Source organism: Acetobacter pomorum (assembly GCF_002738225.1).
GTDB classification, from domain to species: Bacteria; Pseudomonadota; Alphaproteobacteria; order Acetobacterales; family Acetobacteraceae; genus Acetobacter; species Acetobacter pomorum.
Map to the genome: position 1 here is coordinate 50136 of NZ_PEBQ01000212.1, position 26833 is coordinate 76968.

The 26833-nt window shown below is 45.4% G+C and carries 20 protein-coding genes and 1 pseudogene; 13 read left to right on the plus strand and 8 right to left on the minus strand.

The window, feature by feature from the left end:
- Positions 1-194 precede the first annotated feature (194 nt).
- The 7 genes from CSR02_RS16110 to CSR02_RS16140 form a co-directional block, all read right to left on the minus strand.
- Positions 195-932, minus strand: coding sequence for a class II aldolase/adducin family protein (locus CSR02_RS16110; protein WP_042788307.1), 738 nt, complete (start codon positions 930-932; stop codon positions 195-197).
- A 24-nt stretch (positions 933-956) separates the two neighbouring features.
- A complete protein-coding gene (locus CSR02_RS16115) occupies positions 957-2003 on the minus strand; it encodes an isopenicillin N synthase family dioxygenase (protein ID WP_095045908.1) in 1047 nt (348 codons plus the stop codon).
- Positions 2003-2869 (minus strand): TIM barrel protein, encoded by an 867-nt coding sequence (locus tag CSR02_RS16120; protein WP_042788305.1) that lies wholly within the window; start codon positions 2867-2869, stop codon positions 2003-2005. Before CSR02_RS16120 ends, CSR02_RS16115 begins: the two co-directional genes overlap by 1 nt.
- Positions 2870-2898: 29 nt before the next feature.
- Positions 2899-5172 (minus strand): TonB-dependent receptor, encoded by a 2274-nt coding sequence (locus tag CSR02_RS16125; RefSeq protein ID WP_099542368.1) that lies wholly within the window; start codon positions 5170-5172, stop codon positions 2899-2901.
- 147 nt (positions 5173-5319) lie between these two features.
- The gene (locus CSR02_RS16130) at positions 5320-6072 is read right to left on the minus strand and encodes an amino acid ABC transporter ATP-binding protein (protein ID WP_272867655.1); all 753 of its coding nucleotides are present in this window, start codon (positions 6070-6072) and stop codon (positions 5320-5322) included.
- Entirely contained in the window at positions 6062-7639 is a 1578-nt protein-coding gene (locus CSR02_RS16135; RefSeq protein WP_099542369.1) for an ABC transporter substrate-binding protein/permease, read from the minus strand. The genes CSR02_RS16130 and CSR02_RS16135 overlap by 11 nt, the downstream gene beginning before the upstream one ends.
- A complete protein-coding gene (locus tag CSR02_RS16140; protein ID WP_099542370.1) occupies positions 7639-8592 on the minus strand; it encodes a LysR family transcriptional regulator in 954 nt (317 codons plus the stop codon). The genes CSR02_RS16135 and CSR02_RS16140 overlap by 1 nt, the downstream gene beginning before the upstream one ends.
- A gap of 109 nt (positions 8593-8701) precedes the next feature.
- On the opposite strand from CSR02_RS16140, the gene CSR02_RS17190 reads away from it, so the two are divergent.
- The 10 genes and pseudogenes from CSR02_RS17190 (at position 8702) to CSR02_RS16185 (ending at position 21024) form a co-directional block, all read left to right on the plus strand.
- On the plus strand, positions 8702-8827 hold the full coding sequence (locus tag CSR02_RS17190; RefSeq protein WP_264820428.1) for a hypothetical protein: 126 nt from the start codon (positions 8702-8704) through the stop codon (positions 8825-8827).
- A gap of 81 nt (positions 8828-8908) precedes the next feature.
- Entirely contained in the window at positions 8909-9772 is an 864-nt protein-coding gene (locus tag CSR02_RS16145; protein ID WP_042788300.1) for a dimethylarginine dimethylaminohydrolase family protein, read from the plus strand.
- 33 nt (positions 9773-9805) lie between these two features.
- Positions 9806-10750, plus strand: a complete 945-nt coding sequence (locus tag CSR02_RS16150; protein ID WP_099542371.1) for a 2-hydroxyacid dehydrogenase — start codon at positions 9806-9808, stop codon at positions 10748-10750.
- Between the two features lie 35 nt (positions 10751-10785).
- A complete protein-coding gene (locus CSR02_RS16155) occupies positions 10786-12030 on the plus strand; it encodes a M20 family metallo-hydrolase (RefSeq protein WP_099542384.1) in 1245 nt (414 codons plus the stop codon).
- A 119-nt stretch (positions 12031-12149) separates the two neighbouring features.
- Positions 12150-13751 (plus strand): flavin monoamine oxidase family protein, encoded by a 1602-nt coding sequence (locus CSR02_RS16160; protein WP_099542372.1) that lies wholly within the window; start codon positions 12150-12152, stop codon positions 13749-13751.
- Positions 13751-14170, plus strand: coding sequence for a c-type cytochrome (locus CSR02_RS16165; RefSeq protein WP_099542373.1), 420 nt, complete (start codon positions 13751-13753; stop codon positions 14168-14170). Before CSR02_RS16160 ends, CSR02_RS16165 begins: the two co-directional genes overlap by 1 nt.
- A gap of 471 nt (positions 14171-14641) precedes the next feature.
- Positions 14642-16315, plus strand: a pseudogene (locus CSR02_RS16170) (OprO/OprP family phosphate-selective porin).
- Positions 16316-17201: 886 nt separating this feature from the next.
- Complete coding sequence (locus CSR02_RS16175; protein WP_244177079.1) at positions 17202-19436, plus strand: TonB-dependent receptor; 2235 nt, start codon at positions 17202-17204, stop codon at positions 19434-19436.
- A gap of 261 nt (positions 19437-19697) precedes the next feature.
- Positions 19698-20252, plus strand: a complete 555-nt coding sequence (locus CSR02_RS16180; RefSeq protein ID WP_244177077.1) for a tetratricopeptide repeat protein — start codon at positions 19698-19700, stop codon at positions 20250-20252.
- A gap of 82 nt (positions 20253-20334) precedes the next feature.
- Positions 20335-21024, plus strand: coding sequence for a Fe2+-dependent dioxygenase (locus CSR02_RS16185; RefSeq protein ID WP_099542375.1), 690 nt, complete (start codon positions 20335-20337; stop codon positions 21022-21024).
- A 115-nt stretch (positions 21025-21139) separates the two neighbouring features.
- Here CSR02_RS16185 and CSR02_RS16190 read toward each other — a convergent pair whose 3' ends face one another.
- Positions 21140-21745 (minus strand): recombinase family protein, encoded by a 606-nt coding sequence (locus CSR02_RS16190; RefSeq protein ID WP_099542376.1) that lies wholly within the window; start codon positions 21743-21745, stop codon positions 21140-21142.
- A gap of 203 nt (positions 21746-21948) precedes the next feature.
- Between CSR02_RS16190 and CSR02_RS16195 the strand changes: the two genes are divergently transcribed.
- The 3 genes from CSR02_RS16195 to CSR02_RS16925 all read left to right on the plus strand — a co-directional run.
- Positions 21949-25026: a Hint domain-containing protein gene (locus CSR02_RS16195; RefSeq protein WP_099542377.1), complete on the plus strand. Its 3078-nt coding sequence runs from the start codon at positions 21949-21951 to the stop codon at positions 25024-25026.
- 217 nt (positions 25027-25243) lie between these two features.
- Positions 25244-26542 carry an autotransporter strand-loop-strand O-heptosyltransferase gene (locus CSR02_RS16200; protein WP_099542378.1) on the plus strand — a complete coding sequence of 433 codons (1299 nt, stop codon included), beginning with the start codon at positions 25244-25246 and terminating at the stop codon, positions 26540-26542.
- A gap of 102 nt (positions 26543-26644) precedes the next feature.
- Positions 26645-26833: hypothetical protein (locus tag CSR02_RS16925; RefSeq protein ID WP_208616844.1), on the plus strand; the 189-nt coding region annotated here is incomplete at its 3' end.

Sequence of the window (26833 nt, forward strand, 5' to 3'; positions counted from 1 at the left end):
GTGAAATTGATGTACATTCAGCAGCCTGTCTAGGCGAGAAATCACTCTTGATCATAGAACCAGAATTACGCAAGATCGACAAAAATGTTCAATGCAGAAAATAATTATGTTTTTGCCCTTTCATTCTGTAAAGAAGATGAAAGGGACTTAAGACAAATGTATAAAACGTAAGTTATAATAAATTTCTGCTCAATTTATTTTTTATAATCAGGTTGTTCTCTATCCAGTTTGCGACGTAAGGCTTTCCAGATCATTTGTCCTTGATCCGGGTCTGTATCAAATTGGTTTTTGGTGCGCAAAAGTTTTTCTTCTGAAGGTATGTGTAAAGGCACCCCTGTAGACTGCGCCGCAATCTGGATTTTGCAAGCTTGTTCCAAATAATACATACGGTAAAATGCTTGTGCTACAGTGCAACCAACTGTTAGCAAGCCATGATTTTGTAGAATAATGGCGTTATGTGATCCGAGGTCGCGCACAAGCCGTTCGCGCTCACTCAGATTATCATCCGCTGCAATACCTTCATATGCATGGAATGCTACAGCACCATAGAATTCGATGTTAATCTGGTTAAGTGGTAGAATACCTTTGTCTTGTGCAGCAATCACCATACCTGGCACGGTGTGTGTATGCATGACACATGCTGCATCAGGGCGGTTGGCATGTATGGCTGAATGGATAACAAAACCTGCCGGATTAATAGCCCAACTGGTTTTTTGCTGTGGAATACCATCAGCATCTACAATAACCAGAGAGCTTGCAGTTATTTCTTCAAACAGTAAACCATATGGATTGACCAGATAGCGGTGTCCGGCATTTGGGATCCGGACGGAAAGATGGGTGTAAATTAAGTCAGTCATATTGAAATGCGCCATCAGCCGATATGCAGCTGCCAGATCTTCCCGCAGTTCCTGTTCTGTTTGGTGTGTTGTCATTTATAATGGTTCCTTCAATTTATATTAAGCGGCAGGGTTGCGTTTGAAATGTCCAAAAGTAGCAGTTTTACGTGCATCTTTAGGTAATTTCAGTTCGCCTTTTTCAACCTTTTTAACCAGATATTGATATGTTTGCAGTGCTTGGGACCACATATGCTCTCCAATTGTTATTGTTTCATAAGAGGCAGCGTCTTTTTTTGCAAAAGCAGGCAGTGGGCGAATTTGTGTATGGTAATCACAGGCATAAAATAATGGAAAAGAATAGCGTTCTTCAGAAACTTTTCTAACACGATGTGCTGTGGCCACAAACTCTCCAGCTGTCATCACTTCAAGCATATCACCGATATTCACAACAAATGCACCAGGAATGGGGGGGGCATCAATCCAGTCTCCGTTGCCATTCATAACTTCCAGTCCTGGTTTGTCTGCAAGCAGAATTGTAAAACACTCGTAATCTGTATGAGCGCCAATGCCTGGGGCATCCTGTGCCTCTGGATCATAGGGATAATGAATCATGCGTAATTTTGATGGCGGAAAGTTTGCAACTGTATCAAAGTAGTTTTCGTTCAGCCCCAATGCGAGAGCAAAACCACGAAAGAGGGTGCGACCGAGATCGAAAACTGCACGATAATAAGCTTCTGCAGCAGAGCGAAACTCTGGAATATCTGGCCAGTTATTAGGTCCAAGTAATGGGGTTCCGGCTTGTACTAGCGGGTGATTGGCTGGTACTTCATATCCAATATCAAAAGCTTCCTTATGGTCAGGCCGCCCTGCGGAATAGACTTCTTCTCCTTCTGGCACGAAACCTTTATGCGTAGCAGATGTGCCTATGTAATATTCCATCTTTTTTTCAAATGGTTCAGCAAAAAAATCACGTGCTGCTTTTCTGACGTTTTCGATCAAATCGGCATCAATATTATGGCCGGCAATATAAAGAAAACCGACATTGCGTGCTGCATCACCCAATTTTTCGGCCACAGCCTTCCGGTCAGCAAGATCAGCGCTATATAACTTGCTGATATCAATAACAGGAATACGGGTAAAAGTTTCAGTGGTCTTGGAGACAGACATCATCCCAGTTCCTTCTTGTTGCCAAGGTCTGACATGGTATGTTGAAAATGTTTGTATTCAGTCTGGCCCGTCCAAACATTGAGTGACCAGAGATCAGCCACAGGCATGTTGGTAAATGGCAAGGTATGCAAATAACCATCTGGTCCACATTCCGGGGTCATGGTGGTGGTCGTGTATCCACGTATGTGCTGGCTTTGCCATATTTCTTGCCAGATATGCTGGTGAAAGCGTAGGGCAGGTGCATATTCGGGCGCTGCCGGGTGTGGAACCTGCGGGCCTTGGTCATATCCAACGCGCGCCTGAATATGGTGAACACGATTTATAAAGCTGGAGAGATCATCAGCAGGATCATTCAACAAACGTTCACAGCAGACAACCCAATGGCTGATATCAGCGGTAAAGAGCACATCTGGAAGTTGTCTGATAATATCAAGAGTTATCCATGGCGTTGCCAGAATACGGGAGCGATGTGTTTCAAAACAACATGTTATATTCGCTGCACGACATATTTCTTGAGCAGATGCTATGAATTCGGCCTGTTGGTTCGCAGGCCAGCGGTCATTTCCTCCCAAAATGGTCATAAAGCGTGGGTTCAGGAGTAACGCACGGTCTATGGTCTGACGCAGATCTTCCAGATGATCCTGTACTGTTGCAGTTTGCTGGGGAATAACGCCTCCACCTGTCATGGCAATAGCAATGTAAGGGGCGTCTTCTTCCCGTAAAATGGTAGCGCATTCCTGGGCTTGCGCCTGAGTTTGAGGAATGCGCCCTTCCAATCCAATAAAACCAGCGTTGCGTGCTTCTGCCAAAGGGATGTCCCATCGGCGGTTATCGCCCCATAATGTGCGGAAAAGTTCAAGTTCCATATGGTCTTTCCCGGTTTCTGGTGTGATGTTTAGAAGTTGTAGTGCAAGTCGCAGCCAACCCAACGAGGTGTTTGAATATACTGCGCACGGTTATCATCACTTCCGGTAAAGGAATAAGTGGTACCATGTTTGTTTTGCAGATTGTCAACATATACGGCAGCTGTCCATTTTCCGGTTTTGGGGCCAAATTCCATGCGCAGGCCAAGTGAACTGATCTTGCTGGATTTAGCGTTGGGATCACCCAGAGCGACCCACATATTGTCTTTCCAGGTGTAGCTGGCTTGTAATGTTGTGCGGTAAAGGCCCATGTCTATGCCGTAGCGGGCAACAGCGCTCCATGAAAAACGTGGTGCAAATGGCAAAGGCGAATTATGCGTCACGGGAGGATCCAATGGAAGCCCGTTAATGGAGCCTACAGGGCTTTTGGCTTGCGCATCCAGATAAGCAAATGACCCACGCAAATCTAGGTTAGGAACAAGATTATGCAGGGTGCTAGAGATTTCTCCACCACGTGTGCGTGCACGGGAAATTGTGCCGAGTGTAAGGGAGTTTGAACCGTCTGGCATGGGTGCGAAGAAAAGAGTCTGACGATTATGATATTCGTAGTCAAACAAAGAACCTTCTAAAATAAGTTTGTTATGAAGGAGAGACGATTTAATGCCAACTTCATATGCAATCAGGTTTTCAGGCTTTACATAATCCAGAGCCGATGTGGCAGCTACCGGACCAGCAAAGTAAGTGCCGGGCTTATACCCATTGGAAATGGTGCCATAAGCATATGTGCCTGGCACAATCTGGTAGCGCAGACCAACACGTCCGGTAAAACGATGATACGCGTGGGTGGTATCTAGAAATGTTCTTTGTTCACCAGTTTGCACATTATGTGTGCCACCATTAAAGCCACGTTCATCGTAAGATAAACGGCCAGATGCAATAAAATCGAGCTTTTTGGTAATATTGGTAACTGTATTGACGTACAGACCTGTAGACAGGTTTTGCTGAGAAAATTGGTCTCTCAGCCAATAAGGTGGTGTGGCAGACAAGGAGTTACGAAAGCTTGTGTAACTTCCATCAATTTTATCATAAGATTCGTAAACACCAACAGTTAGATGGAGGATTTTAGCAAGATTCATCCGCAGGTGCATATCGTGTGATTGCGCAATGGATGTATCATTCCAACGATAATCACCATATTCGTTGGATGTGCCATCATAGTTATCGTAATCATCACGACGGTAGAAATCTATGCCTGTGGTGGAAGTGAATGTGCCAAAGTCAAAGGCTTTGGTATACGCAACAGAAACACCACCACCATTTTCATTGCGCTTGGCAGGATCTTTTCCAACATTTACGGCGTTGGCACGTGGATGTGGTCCTACGCCATCTACAGGGTCCAGATCCTGTGGAGACATGGGGGTACCTTTGTCTCGTGTATAATGGAGATTCAGTAATACGGAAGATGTATCATCTATTACAAACTTGGTGAGGTTGCGGATGGCTAAAAGATCCTGAGATCCATATCTTGCACCTGTTCCAACGTCTTTTTGCCAGCCATCACCCTTTACGTAGTTAAAGGCTGTACGATTGTAAATCTTGTTGGTAATCGGCACGTTTACAGCAAATCGGCCACGGTTTGTATTGTAGCTGCTATACCCCCACTCGGCATAACCACCAAATTTATCAGATGGTTTTACAGATTGTATGTTAACCGTTCCCCCTGTAGAGCTACGGCCCATATCAAAGCCTTGTGGTCCTTTTTCCACAGCGACATTTTCGGTGTCGAGCATTTGACCATTATAGAATACCGGATACGGTGCCAGAAGCCCATCCAGATAAATGCCAATTCCTCCCATATTCGTGCCGATGTAATCATCCAGACCAACACCACGGATAGAAAAAATGGGTGTTGAGCCTGAAGTGGCATTTACGGCTGTAACACCCGGGGTAAAAGCGGCAATATCTTTTGGGCTTTCAATACGTAGTTCACGTAGTTCCTGGCCGCTCATAACGTTAACTGTTCCAGGAGAGGACAAGTAGCGATGTGTATGGGAACGTGTGACCTCAAGCTGTTCTGTAGAACCCATGTGCGGGGCAGCATTTTTATGGCGCGGTGTAACAGTTGTATGTTTTCTGCTGGGGGGGGCAGAATGCACAGCAGCAGGCCGCGTGGTTGCGGTAGGCGTTGCAGTAGCAGCCAAAGAAGATGTTGATGCCAGAAGCAGGCAGGGCAAGGTGGGTAGTGTGATATATGTTGGAACAACGGCCAGAAAACGGAAGGACCGATGTAAAAAAGATGATTTCATGCCCGTATTCCTGTTTCATTCCTATTGGCACCGGTTACGGGGGCGCGAAGATAACCGGCTTTTCATTTCCATTTGACAATGAAAATTGCATGTCTTCGTTTAGGAATGACTCAACCATACTTTCTTTGATTGATATTTGGAGGCTTCTTAATAACGAAGCATCTGGTTAAGAAAGTTCTGTGCCCGTCCTGTTTGTGGTGACGTGAAAAAAGTTTCCGGGGGCGTAATTTCCAAAATTTTTCCTTGATCCATAAAGATAATATGGTCTGCAATGCGGCGGCTGAATGCCATTTCATGTGTTACGCATACAGTTGTAATGCCCTGTTCAGCCAGTTCATCTATAATACTTACAACGCCAACAATTGCTTCAGGATCAAGCGCTGCAGTGGGTTCATCAAACAGCATGACTTCTGGTTGCATGCATAGGGCGCGGGCAATGGCAACGCGTTGCTGTTGCCCACCTGATAGCTGAATAGGGTATTTGTCTGCCTGATCAGGAATGCCCACTTGGTTAAGGTAGCGGCGAGCAAGATCTGTCGCTTCAATGCGTGTCATACCGCGGACACGCATCGGTGCAAGAATACAGTTTTCCAGCACACTAAGGTGCGGGAATAAATTGTAATTCTGAAAAACCATACCTACCATACAGCGTAGTTGGATGGGATCAGTCTTGTCCGTAATCAGCTTGCCATTGATTGTAAGAGTTCCGCTATCGTGGGGTTCAATGCGGTTTAGTGTGCGGATAAGAGTGGATTTTCCGGATCCAGACGGACCCAGAATAACAATTTTTTCGCCTTTTTTCACATCAAAGTTCAGACGATCAAGAGCAACAAAGTCTCCGAACAGCTTGCTCATGCCGCGTACGGAAATCATGGAGGTAGCTGTAGATTCATGCTGCATTGGACACAACCTTTTTGCGGTCAGACCAGGTGAAGCGGCGCTCAACCCGTTTTTGTAGGAAAAGAAAGAAAAAGACCATAACAAGGTAATAAACCAAAGCGGCGGCATAATACTCTGTAAAAGCAAATGTACGTGCAACCTGTATTTGTGTCACGGCCAGAAGTTCTTGCAACGAGATAACGGAAGCAAGGGATGTAGTTTTGAGAAGATTGATAAATTCATTGATGGTAGGGGGCAGGGCAATACGAAATGCTTGCGGAAAAATAACCCGCCAATAAATATCACGTCGGCTCAGCCCCAGGGCGCTGGCCCCAAGTTCTTGCCCCGGATCTACGGCACTTAATGCAGAACGGTTAATTTCTACCTGATAAGCAGATTCATTGATGGAAAGGGCAAGTACTGTTGCTAAGAAGGGTGTAAACCATTGTTCACGAAAAATAGGGAAAAATTGCGGTACAGCGTTCCAGATGAAAAGAAGCTGTAACAATGTGGGAGCTGCACGAAAAAGGGCGACGTAACCTTCCAGAGCAATTTTAAGCACAGACCGTTTGGGATTGTTGAGTGCAATGGCAATTGGCACGGACAACGTAATAGCGATGATGTGAGAAAGAAGGGCTACAGCCAGTGTGATTAGGGCGCCATGAAGGAAAGCAGTAGAGGTCAGAGCAGAAAAAAAGGCGTTCCAATCAAATATTGAGGTAGCGGAAGAAGTATTTACGCTATTTTTTGTGGATTGATCTGTGATGGACCATTTATTACGCAATGTTGCCAGTGTTCCGTCCGTTTCCAGAGCAGTGATGGCTGTTTGCAGCAATGCCTGATCTTGCTTATTCTGGCGAAGATAAATGGCAAAGTGCCGGTAATCGGGAATGTCTGGGGTAAGGAGGATATGCAACTTGCCCTGGAGCTGGCGCATACGAAAAAAGATTTCAACATCCTGACTGACAAATGCAAAAACCCGCCCAATAAGCACTTGCTGCACAACCTGTTCTTCGGTTGGATATTGCTGGATAACCATGGGGGCTTTACCAGCAGCAACAAGGGCATTGTTTATGATGCCAAGCCGGGTCACGTAACTCGTGCCAGATTCTACGGCAACATCCTTGCCAGATAGTTCATCCATACTGGTTAGAGCAGGTGTGTTTGCGCGTCCTGCCACCACCAATGCTGTGTCTTGATAAGGAACAGCATCAAAGCTTTTCTCACGTGATGGCGTCTGGATAATACCACTCATCACCAAGCTACAGCGTTGGGCTCCCAGACTGGGGAATAATCCTGTAAAATCCATTGTTATAACAGAAAGTTGCGCATGCCAGCGTGTTGCCAGAAAATGCGCTACGTCAATATCAAACCCTTCCGGATGCGTGACATCCTGCCCTTTAACAAAGGTCATGGGTGGAAGGGTTGGATTGGTACAGATGGTGAGCGTGCCATTATGTACGAACGAGGGAAGTTCTTCAGCCCGTGCTGTTCCCATTTGCCCTAGAGCTACAAAAAAGAGGCCGACAATTACGGCAATACGCTGGAACCACGGCATGCGTGGCTGATGGAGAAAAAAGCGGGGCATTAATATGACGCTTCCAGTAAATTACGGAATGTTTCGACCATCAGGCTGGTTTCGGGAGACATGCGTGCCAAAAAATGGCAGCAGGTGATGAGGTGCAGGTTATTAAAGGTGATACGCCGCAGTAATTTTTGCGCCACAAGTGGAGCAGCAAAAATTTCAGGTAAAAATCCAATGTAACCACCAGACAAGATAAGAAGAGCGCGTGCATCTACTTTGTCAGCTTTGGCATGGTAGGTAAAATGCGGACGTATTTCTTCCCATGCTTTGGATGTTGCGGCATCCGCAACGCTGATCATGCGCTGGCTGGTAAGCACATCAAGTGTGATTTCCTCTTCTGGTGTATGAAAAAGAGGGTGCCTGGCGCCACAAAACAGGAAAGATGCTTCTGCCACCAATGGGCGGCTGCCTAAAGGGGCCTGTCCTTGGGCATAAAGGGCAATACCAGCTGTGGCTTGCCCATTTATAACAGCCACTTCCACTTCCTTGGTTGCGGCGGAATGCAGGTTCATAAACACGCTGGGGTGGTTTTGTGTAAATGTATGAATGGCTTTTACTAGCGGCGTTTCACCATGAATCTGTATGTTGTCTGGCACATATAAGTTGAATGTGCCACTTAACATGCCGCTGGCTTGGTTAACCTTCTGGCGAAACTGTTCAAGATTGAGAAAAAGTGCATGTGTTGCCTCTAGCACTTCACGTCCTTCATCTGTAAGCGCAAAGCCGCTTCGTCCGCGCAGACAAAGGGTAAGACCCAGACGGGTTTCCAAGGCGGAAATATCCAGGCTGATAGAAGACTTGCTTTTCCCAAGGGTGATTTCAGCTGCGCTGAATCCACCCTGTTCTGCTACTGTATGAAAGACACGCAGAAGGCGCAGATCTATTTCCGAAACATGCCCTTGAAACCCACGCGGCCTTTTTCTGGGGCGGGGTTTTTTATGGCTGTTTCCTATCATGGTGTGAATGCTCCTGCTGAGTGGGGCGTCAGGACAAAGAAGGAAGAAACTGCCGGAGTATCCTTTGACTTGATTAACAAAGCACTATTGTTTCTTATAAAGAATGATTATGGCGCGTAAAACATGGCCTGTGAAGAGCGAATTGCGGGCAGTTATCAACATGTTAGGCGAAGGAAGGCAGAAGAAAGGCGGTTTTCTGGGGGGGATGGATATGTTTGTGAAAAAACTAAAGTGAACTCTTGTCTGTTCATATTCGGATTGTCGTAAGTCTCAGATACTCTGTGCCTGAAACAGATACCTTGAGGAATTTCAAGACATGGCTGCAAACAGGTGGTTTATAGACAGCGAAACCGGTGTGCTGGCAGACGTTCTTTTGTGCCCGCCTGATTATTATGAATGGATTCCTAGTAACGATATTGCTATTCAAACAATGGCGCATGGCGGGAACATAGATCGTGCAGCTTTGCGTCGTCAGTTTGATGAACTGGTTGCAACGCTTAAAAGCGAGGATGTATCCTGTCATTTCCTTGTACCGCATGAAAATATGCCGTACGAGGTTTATACCCGTGATAGTTCACAAACCACACCCTTTGGCACGGTTGTAACAAATCTTTCCCGTCCAGAACGTGTAGGCGAGGAAAAGGAAATTCGTTCCTTTTACGCACCGGATGAAATCTGGCGCACCTGTACAGCTGGACGTATTGAGGGCGGGGATATTCATATCATTCGCCCCGGTTTGCTAGCTGTTGGTGTGAGTGGTGGCCGGACAGATGCAAAAGGAGCGGCAGAATTTATCAGTTGGTTTGAAGAGGCCGGCTGGACTTGCCGCATGATTCACTTCCCCGAACATTTCCTTCATCTTGATGTTATTTTCTGTATGGTTGCAGAAAATCTTGCAATTGCTGCTGTGGACGTACTGGATGAAGCAGACTTGGAGTGGTTCCGTGAGCAGGGTATCCGCATTCTGCCGGTGAGTTATCGTGAGGCCATGCGGGATATGGGGTGTAACGTACTCTCCTTGGGAAAAGACAGGGTGGTAAGCCCACGCCATTCTGTGCGTATTAATCAGATGCTGCGTGCTGAAGGGCTGACAGTTCTTGATCCGGAGCTCAATCAGTTTTCCCGTGGTGGTGGCAGTATTCATTGTATGACCATGCCGTTACGTAGGCAGCCATTGTAAAAACTGTAGAGATTTTTAAAGAAAGGATTGTAAATGCCTGCTCGTATTGTAATCAGCGCAGATGGCCATAAGGCATTTGAAAGCTGGCGGCAGGCTTTTGCAACGGTTGCGCCAGATTTGCCAGTTTGCTCATGGTTTGATCCAGCCTGGCAATTGCAGCCCGATGATTACGCATTGGTCTGGAAACCAGATATGGAGCATATGGAACGTCTTTCTAGTATGAAAGGCATTATATGTACAGGAGCAGGTATTGATCATCTGCTTGCGTTGCCAAACTTCCCACGTGGTGTTCCCTTGGTGCGTATGGGGGGAGAGCAGACAGCCCGCTTGATGGCGGATTATGTGCTATGGGCGGTTATCAGTCTTCTCAGAGGTGCTCGTACATGGGCTATCCAGCAGCAGCATGCTGTATGGCGCAACAATGTATGTAGCCGCACATCCGATACAACCAGAGTAGGTGTAATGGGCTTGGGGCATCTTGGTGCTTTTGTTGCGCAGGATCTGGCCAAAATGGGTTTTCATGTATCTGGATGGAAGCGCCTGCCATCTGATGTAAAGGGTGTGAAAGTCTGGAGTGGCATGGATAGTCTGCCCGGTTTTTTGGCTGGTGTAGACATTCTGGTTAATTTGTTACCTGCAACGCATGCAACAAAAGGGCTTATTGATTCAGATTTTTTCAGCCACCTTTCCAAAGGTGCTGGATTTATAAATGTTGGCCGTGGGCATCATGTTGTACAAAAAGATCTGCTGAAAGCACTGGATGATGGCACGTTATGCGGTGCAGTGCTGGACGTTGTAACGCCTGAACCTCTGCCCGCTGAATCCGCCTTGTGGCAACATCCACACGTCATACTAACACCTCATGTGGCATCCGAAGCATCGCGTGAAATGCAGGCTCGTTACGCAGTAGATGTGGTGGCTTGTTTGGAACGTGGAGAGCGTCCCGCTTTGTTATGTGATGTTGCACGTGGATATTGAATACCAAAAAGCCTGAAATAGAAAAGGTGCAGGATATGAACCAATATGCCGATTTGACAGTGAATGGGCAGGCACTGTGGCATGATCTCACCACAACTGCTGCGTTTGGCGGTACAGCAAAAGGTGGCATATGCAGGCTTGCTCTTTCAGATGAAGATTTTCAGGTTCGGGCATGGTTTGAACAGACCTGTAAGGCTTTGGGGTGTACTGTAACCTGTGATTCTATGGGTAACCAGTTTGCCCGTCGCGCTGGTCTGCAAAATGATCTCCCTCCTATTATGATGGGGAGTCATTTGGATACCCAAGTTACAGGTGGTCGTTTTGATGGCATTTTAGGTGTGTTGGGCGGTATTGCGGTGCTTCGTGCGCTTCATGATGCAGATATTCATACGCGTCATCCTGTAGAAGTGGTAAACTGGACAAATGAGGAAGGCGCACGATTTAGACCTCCCATGTTGGCATCTGGTGTTTTTGGCGGTGTGTTTACAGAGGAATTTGCTGGCAGCCGGGCTGATGCAACAGGTGTAACATTACAGCAGGAACTGGAACGTGGTGGTTTTGTAGGGAAAGAACGCTGCGGGCAACACCCAGCGGCAGCGTATTTTGAACTGCATATTGAACAAGGCCCGGTTCTGGAAGCTGAAGAATGCACCATAGGTGTAGTAACTGGCGTGCAAGGTATGCGTTGGTATGAAGTTGTAGTGCGCGGGCGCTCTGCGCATGCAGGCACAACACCTATGCCCATGCGCAAAGATGCCTTATTGGCCGCAGCCCGCATGATTGAGCAAGTGAATGCGGTAGCTCAGGATTATGACCCTGAAGGACTGAGCACCGTTGGCATTATTACAGCATTTCCGGCCAGTAGTAATGTTGTGCCGCGTGAGGTGCGCTTTACTGTGGACTTACGTCATCCATCTGAAGATATGTTGCAAGGCATGGAAGAGGATTTCTTGCGCCGTATGCAAGAATGTGCGCAAGCCGCTGATGTACAAGTGAGTGTTACGCCAACATGGAATTCTCCAGCTGTGCATTTTGACAAACGCTGTGTGGCTTGTGTTCGGGAAAGTGGAAAAAATCTTGGTTACAGCATGAGGGATATTGTCTCTGGCGCTGGGCATGATGCTGTTTATATCTCTCGCGTTGTGCCAACAGCCATGATTTTTGTGCCCTGTTGGCAGGGTATTAGCCATAATGAAGCAGAAAGTGCCACTCAGGAAGATGTGGCAGCAGGCAGTAATGTGATGCTTCATGCAGTATTGAAGGCAGACCAAGAATTTTAAGAAAATATATTTATATAAAACAATATATATAATTCATTATGATATTTCATGCCTGATGTCTTGGAGTGTTTTTCGTAAAGTTCGGTAAACCTGAATACAAAATGATCGGGATTTTTTAGATGCCAAAACCTCATCATTCATTGCCGTTTACACGACGGCAGTTGCTAACGCGTATTGGTGCATTAGCAGGCAGCGTGGCACTCTACCAAGCCATGACCAGTATGGGGCATGCATCTGGAACTGATTTCACACGGCCTCCCTCTCTTCATGGTGCAAAAAAGGGAACCAAGATCCTGGTTCTTGGGGCGGGTTTGGCGGGCATGTTATCGGCCTATGAATTACGCAAGGCGGGATATGATGTACAGATTCTGGAGTTTCAGAACCGAAGTGGTGGGCGCAATATTAGCTTGCGTGCAGGAGATACTGTAACAGAATTGGGCGGTGCAACACAGAAAGTTCTTTTTGCACAAGGAAACTATTTCAATCCCGGTCCATGGCGTATTCCCTATCATCATCAAGGATTGCTCTATTATTGCCGTCAATTTGGAATTGAGCTTGAACCTTTTATTGAGGTGAATCACAATGCATGGTTGCATTCAAGCAATACATTTGGTGGAAAATCAGTACGTTATAGAGAATTCTCTGCAGATTTTTATGGATTTACTGCGGAACTTCTTGCCAAGTCAATAAACCAGCATAAGTTGGACGATATTGTCAGTGAGGATGAGAATCATTATTTAATTGAAGCCATGAAATCATGGGGCGCCCTTACACCAGATCTTTCTTATACAAAAGGCAATATCAGTTCGTGGCGTCGCGGTTTTGAACGTCCCCAAGGTGGAGGTTTGGAGGGCGCTCCTGTGCCATCGGATGTATTGTCCCGTAAAGATATCATGAAATCAGGTTTATGGGACTGGATGGCATTTAATCAGCGTATTGATATGCAAACAACATTGTTTCAACCTGTTGGGGGTATGGATCAGATCGGCAAAGGTTTTGCGCGGCAAGTCAAAGATCTTATTACGCTAAATTGTAAAGTGACCGCGATTTCCCAGAATGAACAGGGTGTAACGGTTACTTATAACGATATGGCTCACGGTGGCGCAGTAAGGCAAATGCAGGCTGATTATTGTGTCTGCACTATTCCTCTTTCAATCCTTTCACAACTGGATGTGCAGGTGGAAGACGCCATGAAAGCTGCAATTCTGGCTGTGCCGTATGCATCTTCTGTAAAAATTGGGTTGGAGTTCAAACGTAGGTTCTGGGAAGAAGATGAACAGATTTACGGGGGTATCAGTTTTACAGATCAGCCTATTAGTCAGATTTCCTATCCCAGTCATGGATATTTCAGAAAAGGGCCCGCAGTGTTGCTGGGGGGGTATCTTTTTGGTACTCCAGCGTATGATTATGTTGGAATGCCTCCGCAAGAACGCCTTGAGCGTGCTTTGGAGCAGGGGAGTGTTATTCATCTACAATATCAGAAAGAGTTTTCAAATGGCGTAAGTTTTGCATGGAGCCGAACACCATGGGTTATGGGATGTTGTTCCATGTGGACAGAAGAAGCACGGCGTACGCACTATAAAACGCTTTGTAGCATAGACAAGCGTATTGTGCTGGCAGGAGAGCATGCTTCTTACGTTGGGTGTTGGCAGGAAGGTGCCATTCTATCTGCCTTGGATGCTATTACGCGTTTGCATAAACGTATAGTAGGAGCGGCTTAATGCGTAATCTGTATTTCTATGCGGTATTTTTGCTGTTTCTGGTTTTGACATCAACCGTAACATGGGCAGACAGTTCTGGGAAGATAACAGGCAAAACAGAATCTTTGTCAGATGGTGCGGATATTTATAAACATATTTGTCAAAGCTGCCATATGTCGTATGGGAAAGGTGCAGAAGGGGCCGGGGCACGCTTTCCTGCCTTGGCGAAAAACCCTAAGTTGCAGAGTGGAGAATACGTAGCCTCTGTTGTACTGAACGGTATGGGCACTATGCCATGGTTTGCTGTTACCTTGAATGACCAACAGGTTGCCAATGTTGTAAATTATATTCGCACACATTTTGATAACCATTATACAAATGCAATCAAGCCAGATACTGTTATGATGATGCGGCCACATCTTACAGAAGAGTATGAGTGATTCCTAAATTTTATAGGTGGATTTACTAAATTATATTTTATTTCGTTTTGGAGTGGGATGCGAATATTATTTCATAATACGTAAAACGATATACTTTGCATCTATGTCATAGCGGCAGTGAAGTAGACTGTTTTGAACAGTGTAGGCTGTCATTTGCTCTCGCGCTGCTGCCTCTTTTTTAATGGAAGTAGCGTAATCGCGTAGTAATCCTCTATGCAGCAATGTTCTACTTTGTTGTAAAATCAGGATGAAAATATTGACTAGAACTATTAATGAGCAGCTGCCAAACCTGAAAATAAGATAGAGCGGACCTAAAACTAGCGGCTCTTTGGTCCCTCATTTGGCTTCTTTCTAAAATATAAGGGAAAGGGGTTCCATAATTTTATAAAGAACAATAAAAATCAGGATTCATATGTAAATTATCATCTAGAAAATAAGATTATCTCTTAGGGCTGGAAAGACTTGGTTGTGATGATAGAATCTTCTCATAGATATTTTTCTTATTTTAGTGTGTGTTATCCAGCTCTTCTTTCTGCTTCTCTTGTATGTCTCGTTTTTCCACAACCACTTCTGGCCCGCACACTTGACCCGGAAGTTTTGGAACTTCGCCGGGAAATGGCAGCTATGCGCCAAGAAATGCAGGCGATGAGACGGGAAATCCGAGCTCAGCATGCCACATCTTCTCACCAGACGGTTCCTCATGCTGTTCATGCACCTCGTACTGTACATCTTACGACGGCTGGTCCTGAGGAGCCCGTTCCGGTTTTTTCTGAAGAACCATCTCGCCCAACCGGACCACGTGCGCCTGTTGACAGTCGTCTGATAACCTCTGATGGGCCAGCGCAATCTTGGGCAGATTTTAAGGCTGCCAGCGCCAAGAATGAAACAATGCAAATTGGTGGTATGCAGATTGGTTTTCCCAAGGGGCGTCCTACCATCGCATCTGAGGACAAAGCTTATGCGTTTTCTATTGGCCTGCTTGCTCAAGGAGATTTTGGTGGGTTTCTGGGGGCTGGACCCAAACGGGGAGAGGGCGCAGGGAACTTTAATAAGTTCACCGAAAATGCACGACGTCTGCGACTTTACATGTCGTGGCGTTATAAGGATTGGGTTGTAAATGTAACACCGGATTTTGGATCAAGTTCAGTTGACGGAACCGTGGGGCTGTTTGAGGCTAATCTGAACTACACTGGTTTGCGGAACACCACACTTACGGTGGGATATTTTATGCCGCGTATGGAAGAAGAAAGTGCTGAACGTTCCAGCGGTTTCGAATTTCTTGAGCGACCCACAATTGTTGATTTGGTACGCAATATTGCAGGGGGTGTAGGGCGCTTTAGTGTTGGCGGCGAACATTGGGAAGACCGATGGTTGGCAGCTGCTTATTTTACCGGACAGAAATTTGGTGATCGTAATAAGGATACCACAATTACCGATAGCTAGACTGGTGGTGTTGTACGTGTTGCTGGACGTCCGTATGTGAGCAAGGATATCGACGTGCATGTCGGTGCCGGAGCAACAGCAGCTTTCAAGGTGAACGAAAACAAAAATGGGCGCCAATATACTTTTAGCGACAATATGGAAGTACCGTTAGGCGAAACATCTTTGCTAACATCCGGTGCCCTTACCAATGTTTCTCAAATCTGGGCAGCAGGACCGCAACTTGCTGTAAGATGGAAAAATCTTTTGGTTAAGGGCGAGTATTATCACATTGGCGTCTCACGAGGGCATCAGAGCATGGGGCCTGAACTGCCTTCGTTGGGTTTTGATGGTTGGTATGTTTCGGCTAACTATACGCTTTTGGGTCACGGGCGTGCCTACAATCCCAAGACTGCAGCTTTTACGACGCCTGGAGTGGATTATGACTTTGATCCCTTACACGGCCATTGGGGCGCGCTGGAAATTAGTGGTCGTTATAGTGTGACGGATCTATATGGCGTTGCAGATCAGGGTGGGGAAGGTATTAACGGTAACCAACAAACCGTTTGGCAAGGAGGCTTTAACTGGTACCCTAATCAACATATCAAGTTTATGGTGGATTACGCCCATTATATTGCTTCTAGTTCAAAGGGCGTATCGGGCAATGTCAATCTGTTTGGCCGTACTGGCAACGCGATTGTTTCACGTATTCAAGCATCATTTTAATTCTGATAAACTATAACCTATTAAAACAAAAGTTTTACTCTTGAAAATAGAATTTTGAAGAAATCTCCTTCTTGTTTTTTGTAGGAAGGAGAAGAAAGTTATTAATCAATAAAACTGTGTAGCTTTACTACATATGTGCCGTAGCAAAGCTGATTGTATTTTTAAGATTGCTATGTTGTTGTCCTAACTCTTTCTTCAAGAAACGGTAAGAGGCGCATAGTATAAATGATGTCAAGTTAATTCGATCCTCGTGGTGACCTGCTCGATACTGAGTCTACGGATAAACAAGTCTATTTGAGATTTCTGATTGCTCAAGACATGCTTAACGTGGGTATGATGAGGGACTTCCTAGCATTGACTTTTGAATGAGAGTCACATCCCCCTAGGTATTAGATACCATCTTGCTTCATCAAATGAGAGTCTCTTCAACTTCAGAGGAACTTAGCTGTTTTATCCTGCCTGCCAATCCTATTGGGGAAAATAAGCTCACAACACAATTTTTAAGCTAGGGATTGCTAATCCATCTAGATGGAATGCAGAGTGATTTTTTTATCACATTTTTGTTTTCTCTAGACCTGATAAAGGTCTTATAAAAAATAAATGAGATATTTCAGTTGGTTCGTGAGGTTTTTGAAAGGGACGATATTTCTTTCATTCACTTAACACTATTGCCAATGATTCGCATTTACATGTAGATCACAAATGCGAATCATAATCACTAACTTCAGGCCACACTAACATGGGTTTATCTCCTATCCGCCGTTACCTTAGTCCTGCTCCTTTAGCTGTTGGTCTGGCTATGAGCTGCAATGTGTTTCCTGCTTTGGCAGAGGATATCCAACAGCCTCCAGACCCAGCCAATCACCGTCATAATGCAGATGGCAACATGACAGCGGTTAACAAGAAAGGCTCCGCAAGCTTGGCTAACGCAAAGGGGAAAGGTCCTGAAACCATTAAACAGACAGATGGTTCCGAGGTTGAGCAATGGACGGTTGTTGCCTCTCCCATGAATACATTGCGCTCTTCAATTGGTTTTAGCCGTATGCAGGATGATGTGCTGCATACGCCACAGACGATTAACGTGGTACCTCAGATTCTGATGCAGCAACAGAATGTGAAATCTCTGGATGAAGCCTTGAAAAACGTACCTGGCATTACGGCTTCTGTTGGTGAGGGCGAGGGGGGAATGTCGGGTGACCAATTTCTGATCCGTGGTTTTGCGGCACAAAACGATATTTATGAAAATGGCTTAAGGGACTTTGGTGTTTATACGCGAGATAGTTTTGATTATGACCACATAACTGTTATTAAAGGTCCATCTTCGCAGGTGTTCGGTAATGGTACTACAGGGGGTGCCATCAACATCACAACAAAAACACCTTATGCGGGTAATCATGTTAATGCCAGTTTTTCAGGCGGCAGTGGTGCGTACTATCGGGGCACTTTGGATTTCAATCGCAAAATTACGGATACCATTGCAGTACGCCTGACAGGTATGGGCAATGAAAATAATATGGTCGGCCGAGATTATATTTACTCGCATCGTTGGGGTATTGCACCTTCAATAATTTTCGGACTTGGGAAAAAAGTAAACTATACAATAGAATATTTCCATCAAACTGATAACAGAATTCCTGATTATGGTGTGCCCGTTGTTACCAAACCAGGCACCTCTTATGGCAAACCAGTGACAGAGTATGGCGTCAATCGCACCAACTGGTACGGCACCACCTATGATCAGGACAATACATCAACAGATATGCTTACTGGCCGCCTGCAATGGGAGGTCAACAAATATGTGACAATTTATAATGATACACGTGGAGGCCTTTACAGCCGTTATTATTCGGCATCGCAGGAAGCTTGCGGTACAGCATGTTCCAATGCTTTTTTCTCATCCAACCCGGCAAGTGCCATGGTTTCTCGTAATGGTGGGTTAGGGGGGCCAAACCCGTATCAGCAGGATGACTGGTCTGTGCAGAATGTTGCTTCTGCTGTGGCGAATTTTAATACAGGGAAGATTCGACACCAGATTATAGGAGGCATAGATATTGAACATATTTATGACCGTCGTCGGAACTATGCTTATGCAAGCACACGACTAGGAACGAGCTTGCTTAATCCCTCCATGTATGTTCCTGGCCTTGATCTCTGTGGCGCGGGTGAGTGCGCTTCAAACCTGACGAACATGCCCAATGGCGTTGGCAGAAAGGAATGGAAGACAGGGGATGCAACGGATGTGGGCGCCTTCCTGTCTGACCAGGTTTGGGTAGCTCCCTGGTTTTCAATTAAAGCAGGTTTCCGCTGGGACCATTGGAATAGTCATTACAACGCTACAGGCGGAGATGCCTCAACGGCGGATACTCATCTGGGGCAAAAGCAAGATACTTTTAACCCCAATGTTAGCCTGATGTACACGCCCAATGATCATACGATGGTTTATTTTAACTGGGCGGAATCTACCACCCCATTGGGTCTGTATGTTGCTAACAGTTCTGAGCCGCTCACACCTAAAAATCAAAAGTTCTCCCCTGAACGCAGTAGGCTTTACGAACTTGGCGCGAAATATTCTGCGTTTCATGATCGGATTGGATTTACAGCATCCATTTTTCGTCTGGAAAAAGGGAATTCGCTGCTTACAGACCCAAGTACCGGAAGTGTAAGTTCTTCTGGAGATACGCAGCGCAACCAAGGTATTGAGCTGAGTGCTTCTGGCCAGATTTTGAAAAACTGGAACATGATTGCCACTTATGCCCGCTATGACAGTTTGACGACAGGCGGCACAGCCGCCGATATTGGCAAGCAAGTGCAATATGTGCCGCGTAATCAGGCAACTGTTTGGAGCACTTACGAAATTGCACCTAAAAAAGCTTACAATCTGTTAGTTGGCGGCGGCGTAACATGGCGTGAAGGTGTGTTTCTGGATACTGCCAATACCGCTCGTGTTCCTGCTAATGTCGAATTTGATGCAGTTATATCACATCATTTCGATGACCATTGGAAAGTCAGTATGAATGGTTACAATCTTGCCAATCGCCTGAACTATGGCAACCTGTTCTCTAACCGTGTTACGCCCTCTATCGGCCGGGCTTTTTTGTTTAATCTAGCAGCCTCCTACTAATGAAACGATATGTTCATGGGTAGGCATATTTCCTTTCTAATGCGTGTAATAGGCAAGAAAAAACAAAATAAACGTCCAGCTCCTGTTTTATTGCCAGATCATGTGCAGGCTATTTTCCAGAAGGCGGCTAACGGCCATCTTCTGGAACAAGTCTTGTGGGGCAAAATCTTGCTGAATAGTGTTTTTGTGCAGCCAGATCCGGCTCAGGCTTTCACATGGTTCTCTATCGCTGCTCAAACGGGTTATGGCCCGGCCCATAATATGTTGGGGCGTTGTTATCATTTTGGTTGGGGTGTCGATCAAAATTTATCTCAAGCTGTGCATCATTATGCAAAAGCAGCAGAGGCAGGAGATGAATGGGGGCGTTATAACTTGGCCATTCTGTATATGCGTGGTCTTGGTTTGTCGCAGGATCTACCAAAGGCTTTTGAGCTTTTCTGCATAGGTGCCCATAATGGTCATGCCAAATCCATGAACATTATAGCCCGTTTTTATGAAGAAGGATGGGTTATCAAGAAAAGCAAGACCATAGCTTTTGAATGGTATCGTCGTTCGGCTGAAAGTGGTGATTATCGCGGCCGTCATAACTATGCGACCATTCTAGCCGAGCAGGGGCAACTTTCCCAGGCACTTGGATGGTGGGAAAAAGCTTTGCCTGATGCAACACCTGATATCTTGTGTGCCATGAACCAAAGCTTGGCGATTATTGTTCACCCAAAAGCAGATATCATATTGCGAGGCATAAAAGAACGGCTGCAAATTGTTTTGCAGGCAAATAAGCAGAATACAATGGATTATATTGGTATATCCCTTTAAAAATTCAGACGTTATTCGTTTATTTGTCTTTTGATGCATCAGACAAGCATTAACCCATAAACTTGCTTTGCCAGGGGAAAACATGCTGGTACATATTCCCGGTTTACTGACTCCAGATGAGCTGGCCTACTGCCAAGCAACACTGAAAAATGCCCAGTGGGATGACGGGCGTGAAACAGCAGGCCAACAGTCAGCCAAGGTGAAGAATAATCAACAGTTACCACGGGATTCTAAAGTCTGTCTTGAGCTTGGACAGATCGTGTTGCGTGCATTGGGGCGTAATGCTGTGTTTAATAGTGCCGTACTTCCTTACAGGGTCAGCCCACCATTATTCAATCGCTATGAGAATGGGATGAGTTTTGGGGCCCATGTAGATAATGCAATTCGTGGTATTTGGGCCGGAAATACGCATACACGTATCCGAACTGATGTTTCTTCTACCTTGTTTTTTTCAAATCCGGATGAATACGATGGTGGTGAATTGATCATTCACTCCAATGGTCATGAGCAAGCTATCAAACTACCAGCGGGAGATATGGTGTTATATTCAACGACGGTGCTGCACAGTGTTACACCAGTGACCCGAGGTAACAGACTTGCAGCATTTTTCTGGTCTCAATCAATGATTGCTGAAGAAAGTAGGAGGCAAATCATGTTCGACTTGGACATACAGGTGACATCTCTGCGTGATAGGTTAGGCGATTGCGATCCCTCTGTTTTGTCTTTAACCAATATTTATCACAATATGATGCGGCAATGGTGTATATTGTAAAATGTTTCTTTCAATATAAAATAACAATTACATATATTTGAATTGCGTGGACCGCTGAAAATTGATAAATTACTTGTCGCGGCCCATATTGTAAGTTTTCAAAAAGAAATTTCTACTAGGAGTTACAAAGCGGTTTATTTCTATTTTTTTGAGATTTAGATATAATTCGGGAAACAGTTCCTGAATTTATACCGAAATTTTGTGCAATTTTTTCCAGTGTTTCACCATTTGCGCGCTTTTGAATAATTTCTAGGCGTTGGATATCTGTAATACGTCGAGGACGCCCCATTTTCTTTCCTTGGGCTATGGCTCTGGCGCGTCCTTCTGATGTACGAGTGCGGATCAGGTCTCTTTCTACATCAGCTAAACCACCAAGAACTGCTAGCATAAGTCGTCCAGTGCTAGTAGTCGTGTCGGTCCACGGTTCAGCCAAAGAGTAAAATTGAGCTTTTTTATCGGTAATATTTTTAACTATAGCGAATAGATCAAATGTGCTGCGGGCTAGCCGATCAATGCGTGTAACCACAATAGATTGTCCTTCTCTCAGGTTTCCGATCAGTTTGCGCAGCTCTGATCGATTGGTATCGGCACCACTTGCCTTTTCGCAATAAACTCTATGGCATCCGTATTCCTTCAGCATTTCAATTTGATGTTCTAGAGTCTGACCTATCGTACTGACGCGGGCATATCCAATTTTACGATGCGATTTAGATGTATTCATCTAAGCATAAACTCCTGAAAATATAGAGAGTTTCTTGCTTTAATCTTGATTTCGGCAAGCTCCAAATTACACGCTTGCCAGTATGATACTTCCTAACAATTACTACGCGAGACAAATTGTTAGTGCAACATAAAACTTTATATTGATAATAATAAACTAACATAATTCCTTGTCGAAATCAAGAATTAGGAAAGTTTAAGGTAATGGCAGATTCGCCTGTTGATTTCGAAAAGATTGATTCCGATTCAAGTGCTGTTGGTGACGGAACATCATACAACAGCACAGAAACCAGCTTTCATTATCATGATATGTCTTGGCGCTGGGTTGGCGGAGACACTGGTGATTGGAGCGACCCGGCTAACTGGGCACTTTATGATGGCACCAATAATCTTGTGACGACAGAAGGTTCCGTGCCTCAGGCTGAGCAGAATGCAGATGTCAGTCTCTCTCCGCCAAGTGGCGCAGATTCAGTTACTGTTGTTCTAAATGCTCCAGATTATAACCAGATTCGCAGCCTGAGCGTATGGCAGAATGCAACGCTAAAAATTACGGCCCAAGCAGATTCCAATATTGATGGCAATGTTTTTGCAACGGCCGGTTTTGAAAATGATGGCACAATTATTATCGATACCCCATCAAAGGTAGAGTTGGGTGGCGTTACCATGAATCGTAGTGATGGTACCATCACCATCATGAACAACCATGGTAATGTAATTTTTGATAGCAGCAATCTTAACAGTGGTGGCACGGTTAACCTGATCAACGCCTCCCTTGGCTCTGCTGGGCAGCCTGTATGGGTTAGCGGCGGCACAGTTAATATGCAAAACAGCAGCATTTATATGAATTCGGGTGAGGCTGTTGCGACTATCAATGTTGACCCAACAACTGTAAATACAATTTACGTGCAGGATAACGGCTTTCTGCATGGTGGAGCGCAGGTCACTAACTCAGAAAATGCCGTTATCAATGGTATTTCCGAAAATACCCGTTTTGGTATTGCAGGTCTGGCATCTGAACCCAACTCAGCAACATATACCAAGAATACAGATGGTTCATATACGTTAACCGTTAATTTGGAGGATGGTAGCAAGCTGACATATGGCAACCTGCATATGGCAGATGGCTATACACCACCAGCGACTGTCCAGATTGTGCCGGATACAGCAGCGTCTGGCTGGGATATTGAAGATACAACTTCTTCTGCCGGAACTTATACAGGGGATAAGCTCCACACAGACATCAGCGCCATTGCTTCAAGCGCAACGGCTGCTGGGGGAGATAGCAGTCAGTATTCAAGCACGCCAACCAGCTATCATCAGCATGATATGTCTTGGCGTTGGACTGGTGCTACGAGTGATGATTGGAATGATTCTTCCAATTGGGCATTATATGATTCTACCAATAACAAGGTTGATACGTCTGACGCAAATGTCTGGACAAACAACCCTGTGCCACAGAGCCAGCAGAATGCTGATGTTAATATCAGTTGGGATGGTAATACCACGACACCGTGTGTGGTGGTGGACAATGCGGCGGATTACAACCAGATACGCAGCCTGAGTGTTTGGGAAAACGGTACACTTAAAATTACAGCGCAGGGTGATTCTCAATATAGTGGGAATGTCTTTGCAACGGCTGGTTTTGAAAATAACGGAACGATCATCATTGATACCCCATCCAAAGTAGAATTGGGTGGCGTAGCCATGAACCGCGATGATGGTACCATCACCATCATGAATAATCAGGGGAATGTAACTCTTGATAATGGCATCATAAACAATGATGGTACGCTTAATCTGATCAATGCTTCGCTGGGCACGGCAGATCAACCTGTGTGGGTGCAGGGTGGTACTGTCAATATGCAGCAAAACAGCACTCTGTTTGCTAAACCCGGTATTAGCTATGATTCCAAAACGACTATTAATGTCGATCCGGATAACGTAAACACCATTTATATTGATGATGATGGTGATAAAAGTGTTAGTGGCAACGTTCTGGTTAACGGCATTTCCAAAAATACGCATTTTGGTATTGCTGGTTTAACGGCGGAGCCAACTTCGGCAATTTACACAAACAATGGCGATGGTTCCTATACGCTTAACATTCAGTTAGCTGATGGGAATGTCGTTCAGTATGCAGATGTCGTACCGGCCAATGGGTATGAACCTCCAGCTACAGCGTCTATTGAGAAGGATGGAACAACCGGTTGGTTGGTTGAGGATGAAACAGTTTGTTTCCTTTCCGGCAGCATGATCCGCACGGCGAAAGGTGATGTTGCTGTAGAAGACATTCAAATTGGTGATGAGGTTGTTGCCTTTGATTGGCAGAACAACCGTGAAATCAGCAGCCCAGTTGTTTGGGTTGGCAAGGCTCATGCCACTGCACATGCTGGTTTGGCAAATGATGAAGCAGGATATCCTGTGCGCATTCTTAAGGATGCCATTGCAGATGGCGTGCCTTACAAGGATATGCTGATCACGCCAGAACATTGCCTGTTCTTTGAAGGCAAGTTTGTGCCTGCACGTATGCTGGTAAATGGTGTTTCGATCTTCTACGATAAATCCATTACTTCTTACGATTATTACCATGTGGAAACAGCACAGCATTCTGTAATTACCGCTGATGGTATGCTGACCGAAAGTTATCTGGATACAGGTAACCGTCGCGCCTTCCGTCAGGTTGGTAAAGTTGCCACCCTGAACGGCAAGGCACGGACATGGGCAGATGATGCAGCTGCTCCGCTATGTGTGGATCGTGCTTTTGTTGAGCCACTGTTCCGTCAGTTGGAACTGCGTGAAAACAATGTAAATGGCGGTCAGGTTGTGGAAGTGGCACCTGCACAGACGACGGATCCAGACCTGCATCTTATGACGCAGACTGGAGCAAGTATTCGTCCGATGCGTGTGCAGGGTGACAAATACAGTTTCATGCTCCCGCCAAACACCAAGTCTGTGCGTATTGTTTCTCGCGCCAGCCGTCCGGCAGATGTCATTGGTCCGTTTGTGGATGACCGGCGTTACATGGGTGTTGCTGTGGCTGATGTGCGAGTGCAGACAGCGCGCAAGCTTCAGGTAATTACGGCTCATCTTCAAGCATCCAAGCCTGCAGGCTGGCATGACACGGATTGGAAAGGCTGTGCATGGACAAATGGTGATGCGGTCCTGCCTCTGGACGAAAATGTCGCACAGAATGCTATGGCTATTCTTTCTCTGACCATTCGTGCAGCAGGCCCTTATCTGGTTGATGAAGATATGGAGAAGGGGGCTGCACAGGCAGTCTAAAGTTCAAGTAATATTGACTTAAATATTATCTATGAACTTTAATAAGATTCCTGCATTTATTGTATAAATGCAGGAATCTTGTCTCACTTTTGTGGGATGATAATAGTGTTTGTCTGTTACGCGAAAAAATTATATTTATTTATTTCGTAAAATATAATAATGTTTAGAAAATTAGTATTTATTAAACAAAATAGATAGATGCGAGGCCTTATTAACAATGATGAATGCAAGCTCTACCTTGCTTGAAGTATCACCATCGGCCAGTGCACAACAGCAATCCGCTGGATCAGAAAAGACGGATGGAAAAGCTACAACTCCATACGTCAATCCTGCACTACAGCCGACGCAAGTGGGGCCTGAGGGCATTCTATTTGACTTCAATTTGGGTGCACGCGTTGTGTTGCCAGAACGCTCAGAAGGAAAATGGCGCGTTATTCTGCGTGATTTAGATACTGGTAATATCCTTTTTATAAATGATAATGCAGGTGCCACCGTTCATTCTGCCAAACGCTATTATGTAAGGTTTCGGATAGAAGTGGATGAACTGAAAACCGATGGTTCCGTGCGCGAAGTTTTGCGGCATGATCTGGATTGTAAGGATAGAAAAGTTGTTATTCAGTTTCCTGTAGGAACATTGGGAGACACGTTAGCGTGGTTTTCCTACGCAGCCAGGTTTGCATCTGAACACAATGCACGCGTGACCTGCATTTTATCTGATCTTATTATTCCGCTCATCAAAAACTCTTATCCCGAATTAAATCTCATTAGTCCGGAAGAGGCACGTAATCAGGAGGTGCTGTCCGACAGTTATGCCATGTACTGTCTGGGATTGTTTTTTGATGATGCTGCATGCAATCAGCAGCCAACGGATTTTCGTTTTGTGGGGCTGCATAGAACAGCAGGATATATTTTGGGGGTAGATCCCTCAGAAGAAGCTCCACGCCTTGCGTTGCCAGATGAAACACGCCCTATTGAAGAAAAGTATGTGTGTATAGCCGTGCAGGCCAGCACACAGTGCAAATACTGGAATAACCCAGATGGGTGGCGGAAGGTTGTTCAGTTTCTGAAGCAGCAGGGCTATCGGGTAATCTGTATAGATCAAAAGCCTGTTCATGGTACAGGAATCGTCTGGAACTATATTCCTCACGGTGCAGAAGATGAAACAGGTAATCGCCCCCTAGTGGAGCGTGCACGCTGGTTACGGCATGCAGATCTGTTTATTGGGCTAAGTTCGGGGTTGGCATGGTTGGCATGGGCAGCAGGCACACCTGTTGTCATGATTTCCGGGTTTACGCATCCCACCAATGAATTCCATACACCGTATAGAATTATCAATTGGCATGCGTGCAATTCGTGTTGGAACGATATACGGGAACGTTTTGACCATAAGGATTTCTTGTGGTGCCCGCGGCATGCCAACACCCCGCGACAGTTTGAATGCACACGTCTGATTACATCGGAACAAGTGATCAGAAATATCCAAAAAGCTCTGGTGGGCATTCAAAAAACATGCTGAATATATTTTCAGTAATGGTGGAGAGATTTGGGCATCAATAATTAAGAATTTCTTAAGAAAATTAATAATTTTGATGCTGTGATATTTGTTAGGGAGAAGGTTATGGCGGACAATACTAATGATTCTTCTAATGTTGTTGTGAGTGGTGAAACACGCATAATAACAGATTCCGTTGTGGGTTTGAGTGTTGAAAATGGTGGTTCAGTTCTAAACTTTGGCAACGTGTCGACGCGGAAATCTCACAGATGGAGTAATTTTGGATCATTTTCTGGTTGTTCAGGACTTCCTATA

Coding starts and splice junctions, on each gene's coding strand:
- CSR02_RS16110 (WP_042788307.1), bottom strand. CDS start 932: ATGACAACACACCAAACAGAACAGGAACTGCGGGAAGATCTGGCAGCT.
- CSR02_RS16115 (WP_095045908.1), bottom strand. CDS start 2,003: ATGTCTGTCTCCAAGACCACTGAAACTTTTACCCGTATTCCTGTTATT.
- CSR02_RS16120 (WP_042788305.1), bottom strand. CDS start 2,869: ATGGAACTTGAACTTTTCCGCACATTATGGGGCGATAACCGCCGATGG.
- CSR02_RS16125 (WP_099542368.1), bottom strand. CDS start 5,172: ATGAAATCATCTTTTTTACATCGGTCCTTCCGTTTTCTGGCCGTTGTT.
- CSR02_RS16130 (WP_272867655.1), bottom strand. CDS start 6,072: ATGCAGCATGAATCTACAGCTACCTCCATGATTTCCGTACGCGGCATG.
- CSR02_RS16135 (WP_099542369.1), bottom strand. CDS start 7,639: ATGCCCCGCTTTTTTCTCCATCAGCCACGCATGCCGTGGTTCCAGCGT.
- CSR02_RS16140 (WP_099542370.1), bottom strand. CDS start 8,592: ATGATAGGAAACAGCCATAAAAAACCCCGCCCCAGAAAAAGGCCGCGT.
- CSR02_RS17190 (WP_264820428.1), top strand. CDS start 8,702: ATGGCGCGTAAAACATGGCCTGTGAAGAGCGAATTGCGGGCAGTTATC.
- CSR02_RS16145 (WP_042788300.1), top strand. CDS start 8,909: ATGGCTGCAAACAGGTGGTTTATAGACAGCGAAACCGGTGTGCTGGCA.
- CSR02_RS16150 (WP_099542371.1), top strand. CDS start 9,806: ATGCCTGCTCGTATTGTAATCAGCGCAGATGGCCATAAGGCATTTGAA.
- CSR02_RS16155 (WP_099542384.1), top strand. CDS start 10,786: ATGAACCAATATGCCGATTTGACAGTGAATGGGCAGGCACTGTGGCAT.
- CSR02_RS16160 (WP_099542372.1), top strand. CDS start 12,150: ATGCCAAAACCTCATCATTCATTGCCGTTTACACGACGGCAGTTGCTA.
- CSR02_RS16165 (WP_099542373.1), top strand. CDS start 13,751: ATGCGTAATCTGTATTTCTATGCGGTATTTTTGCTGTTTCTGGTTTTG.
- CSR02_RS16175 (WP_244177079.1), top strand. CDS start 17,202: ATGACAGCGGTTAACAAGAAAGGCTCCGCAAGCTTGGCTAACGCAAAG.
- CSR02_RS16180 (WP_244177077.1), top strand. CDS start 19,698: ATGTTGGGGCGTTGTTATCATTTTGGTTGGGGTGTCGATCAAAATTTA.
- CSR02_RS16185 (WP_099542375.1), top strand. CDS start 20,335: ATGCTGGTACATATTCCCGGTTTACTGACTCCAGATGAGCTGGCCTAC.
- CSR02_RS16190 (WP_099542376.1), bottom strand. CDS start 21,745: ATGAATACATCTAAATCGCATCGTAAAATTGGATATGCCCGCGTCAGT.
- CSR02_RS16195 (WP_099542377.1), top strand. CDS start 21,949: ATGGCAGATTCGCCTGTTGATTTCGAAAAGATTGATTCCGATTCAAGT.
- CSR02_RS16200 (WP_099542378.1), top strand. CDS start 25,244: ATGATGAATGCAAGCTCTACCTTGCTTGAAGTATCACCATCGGCCAGT.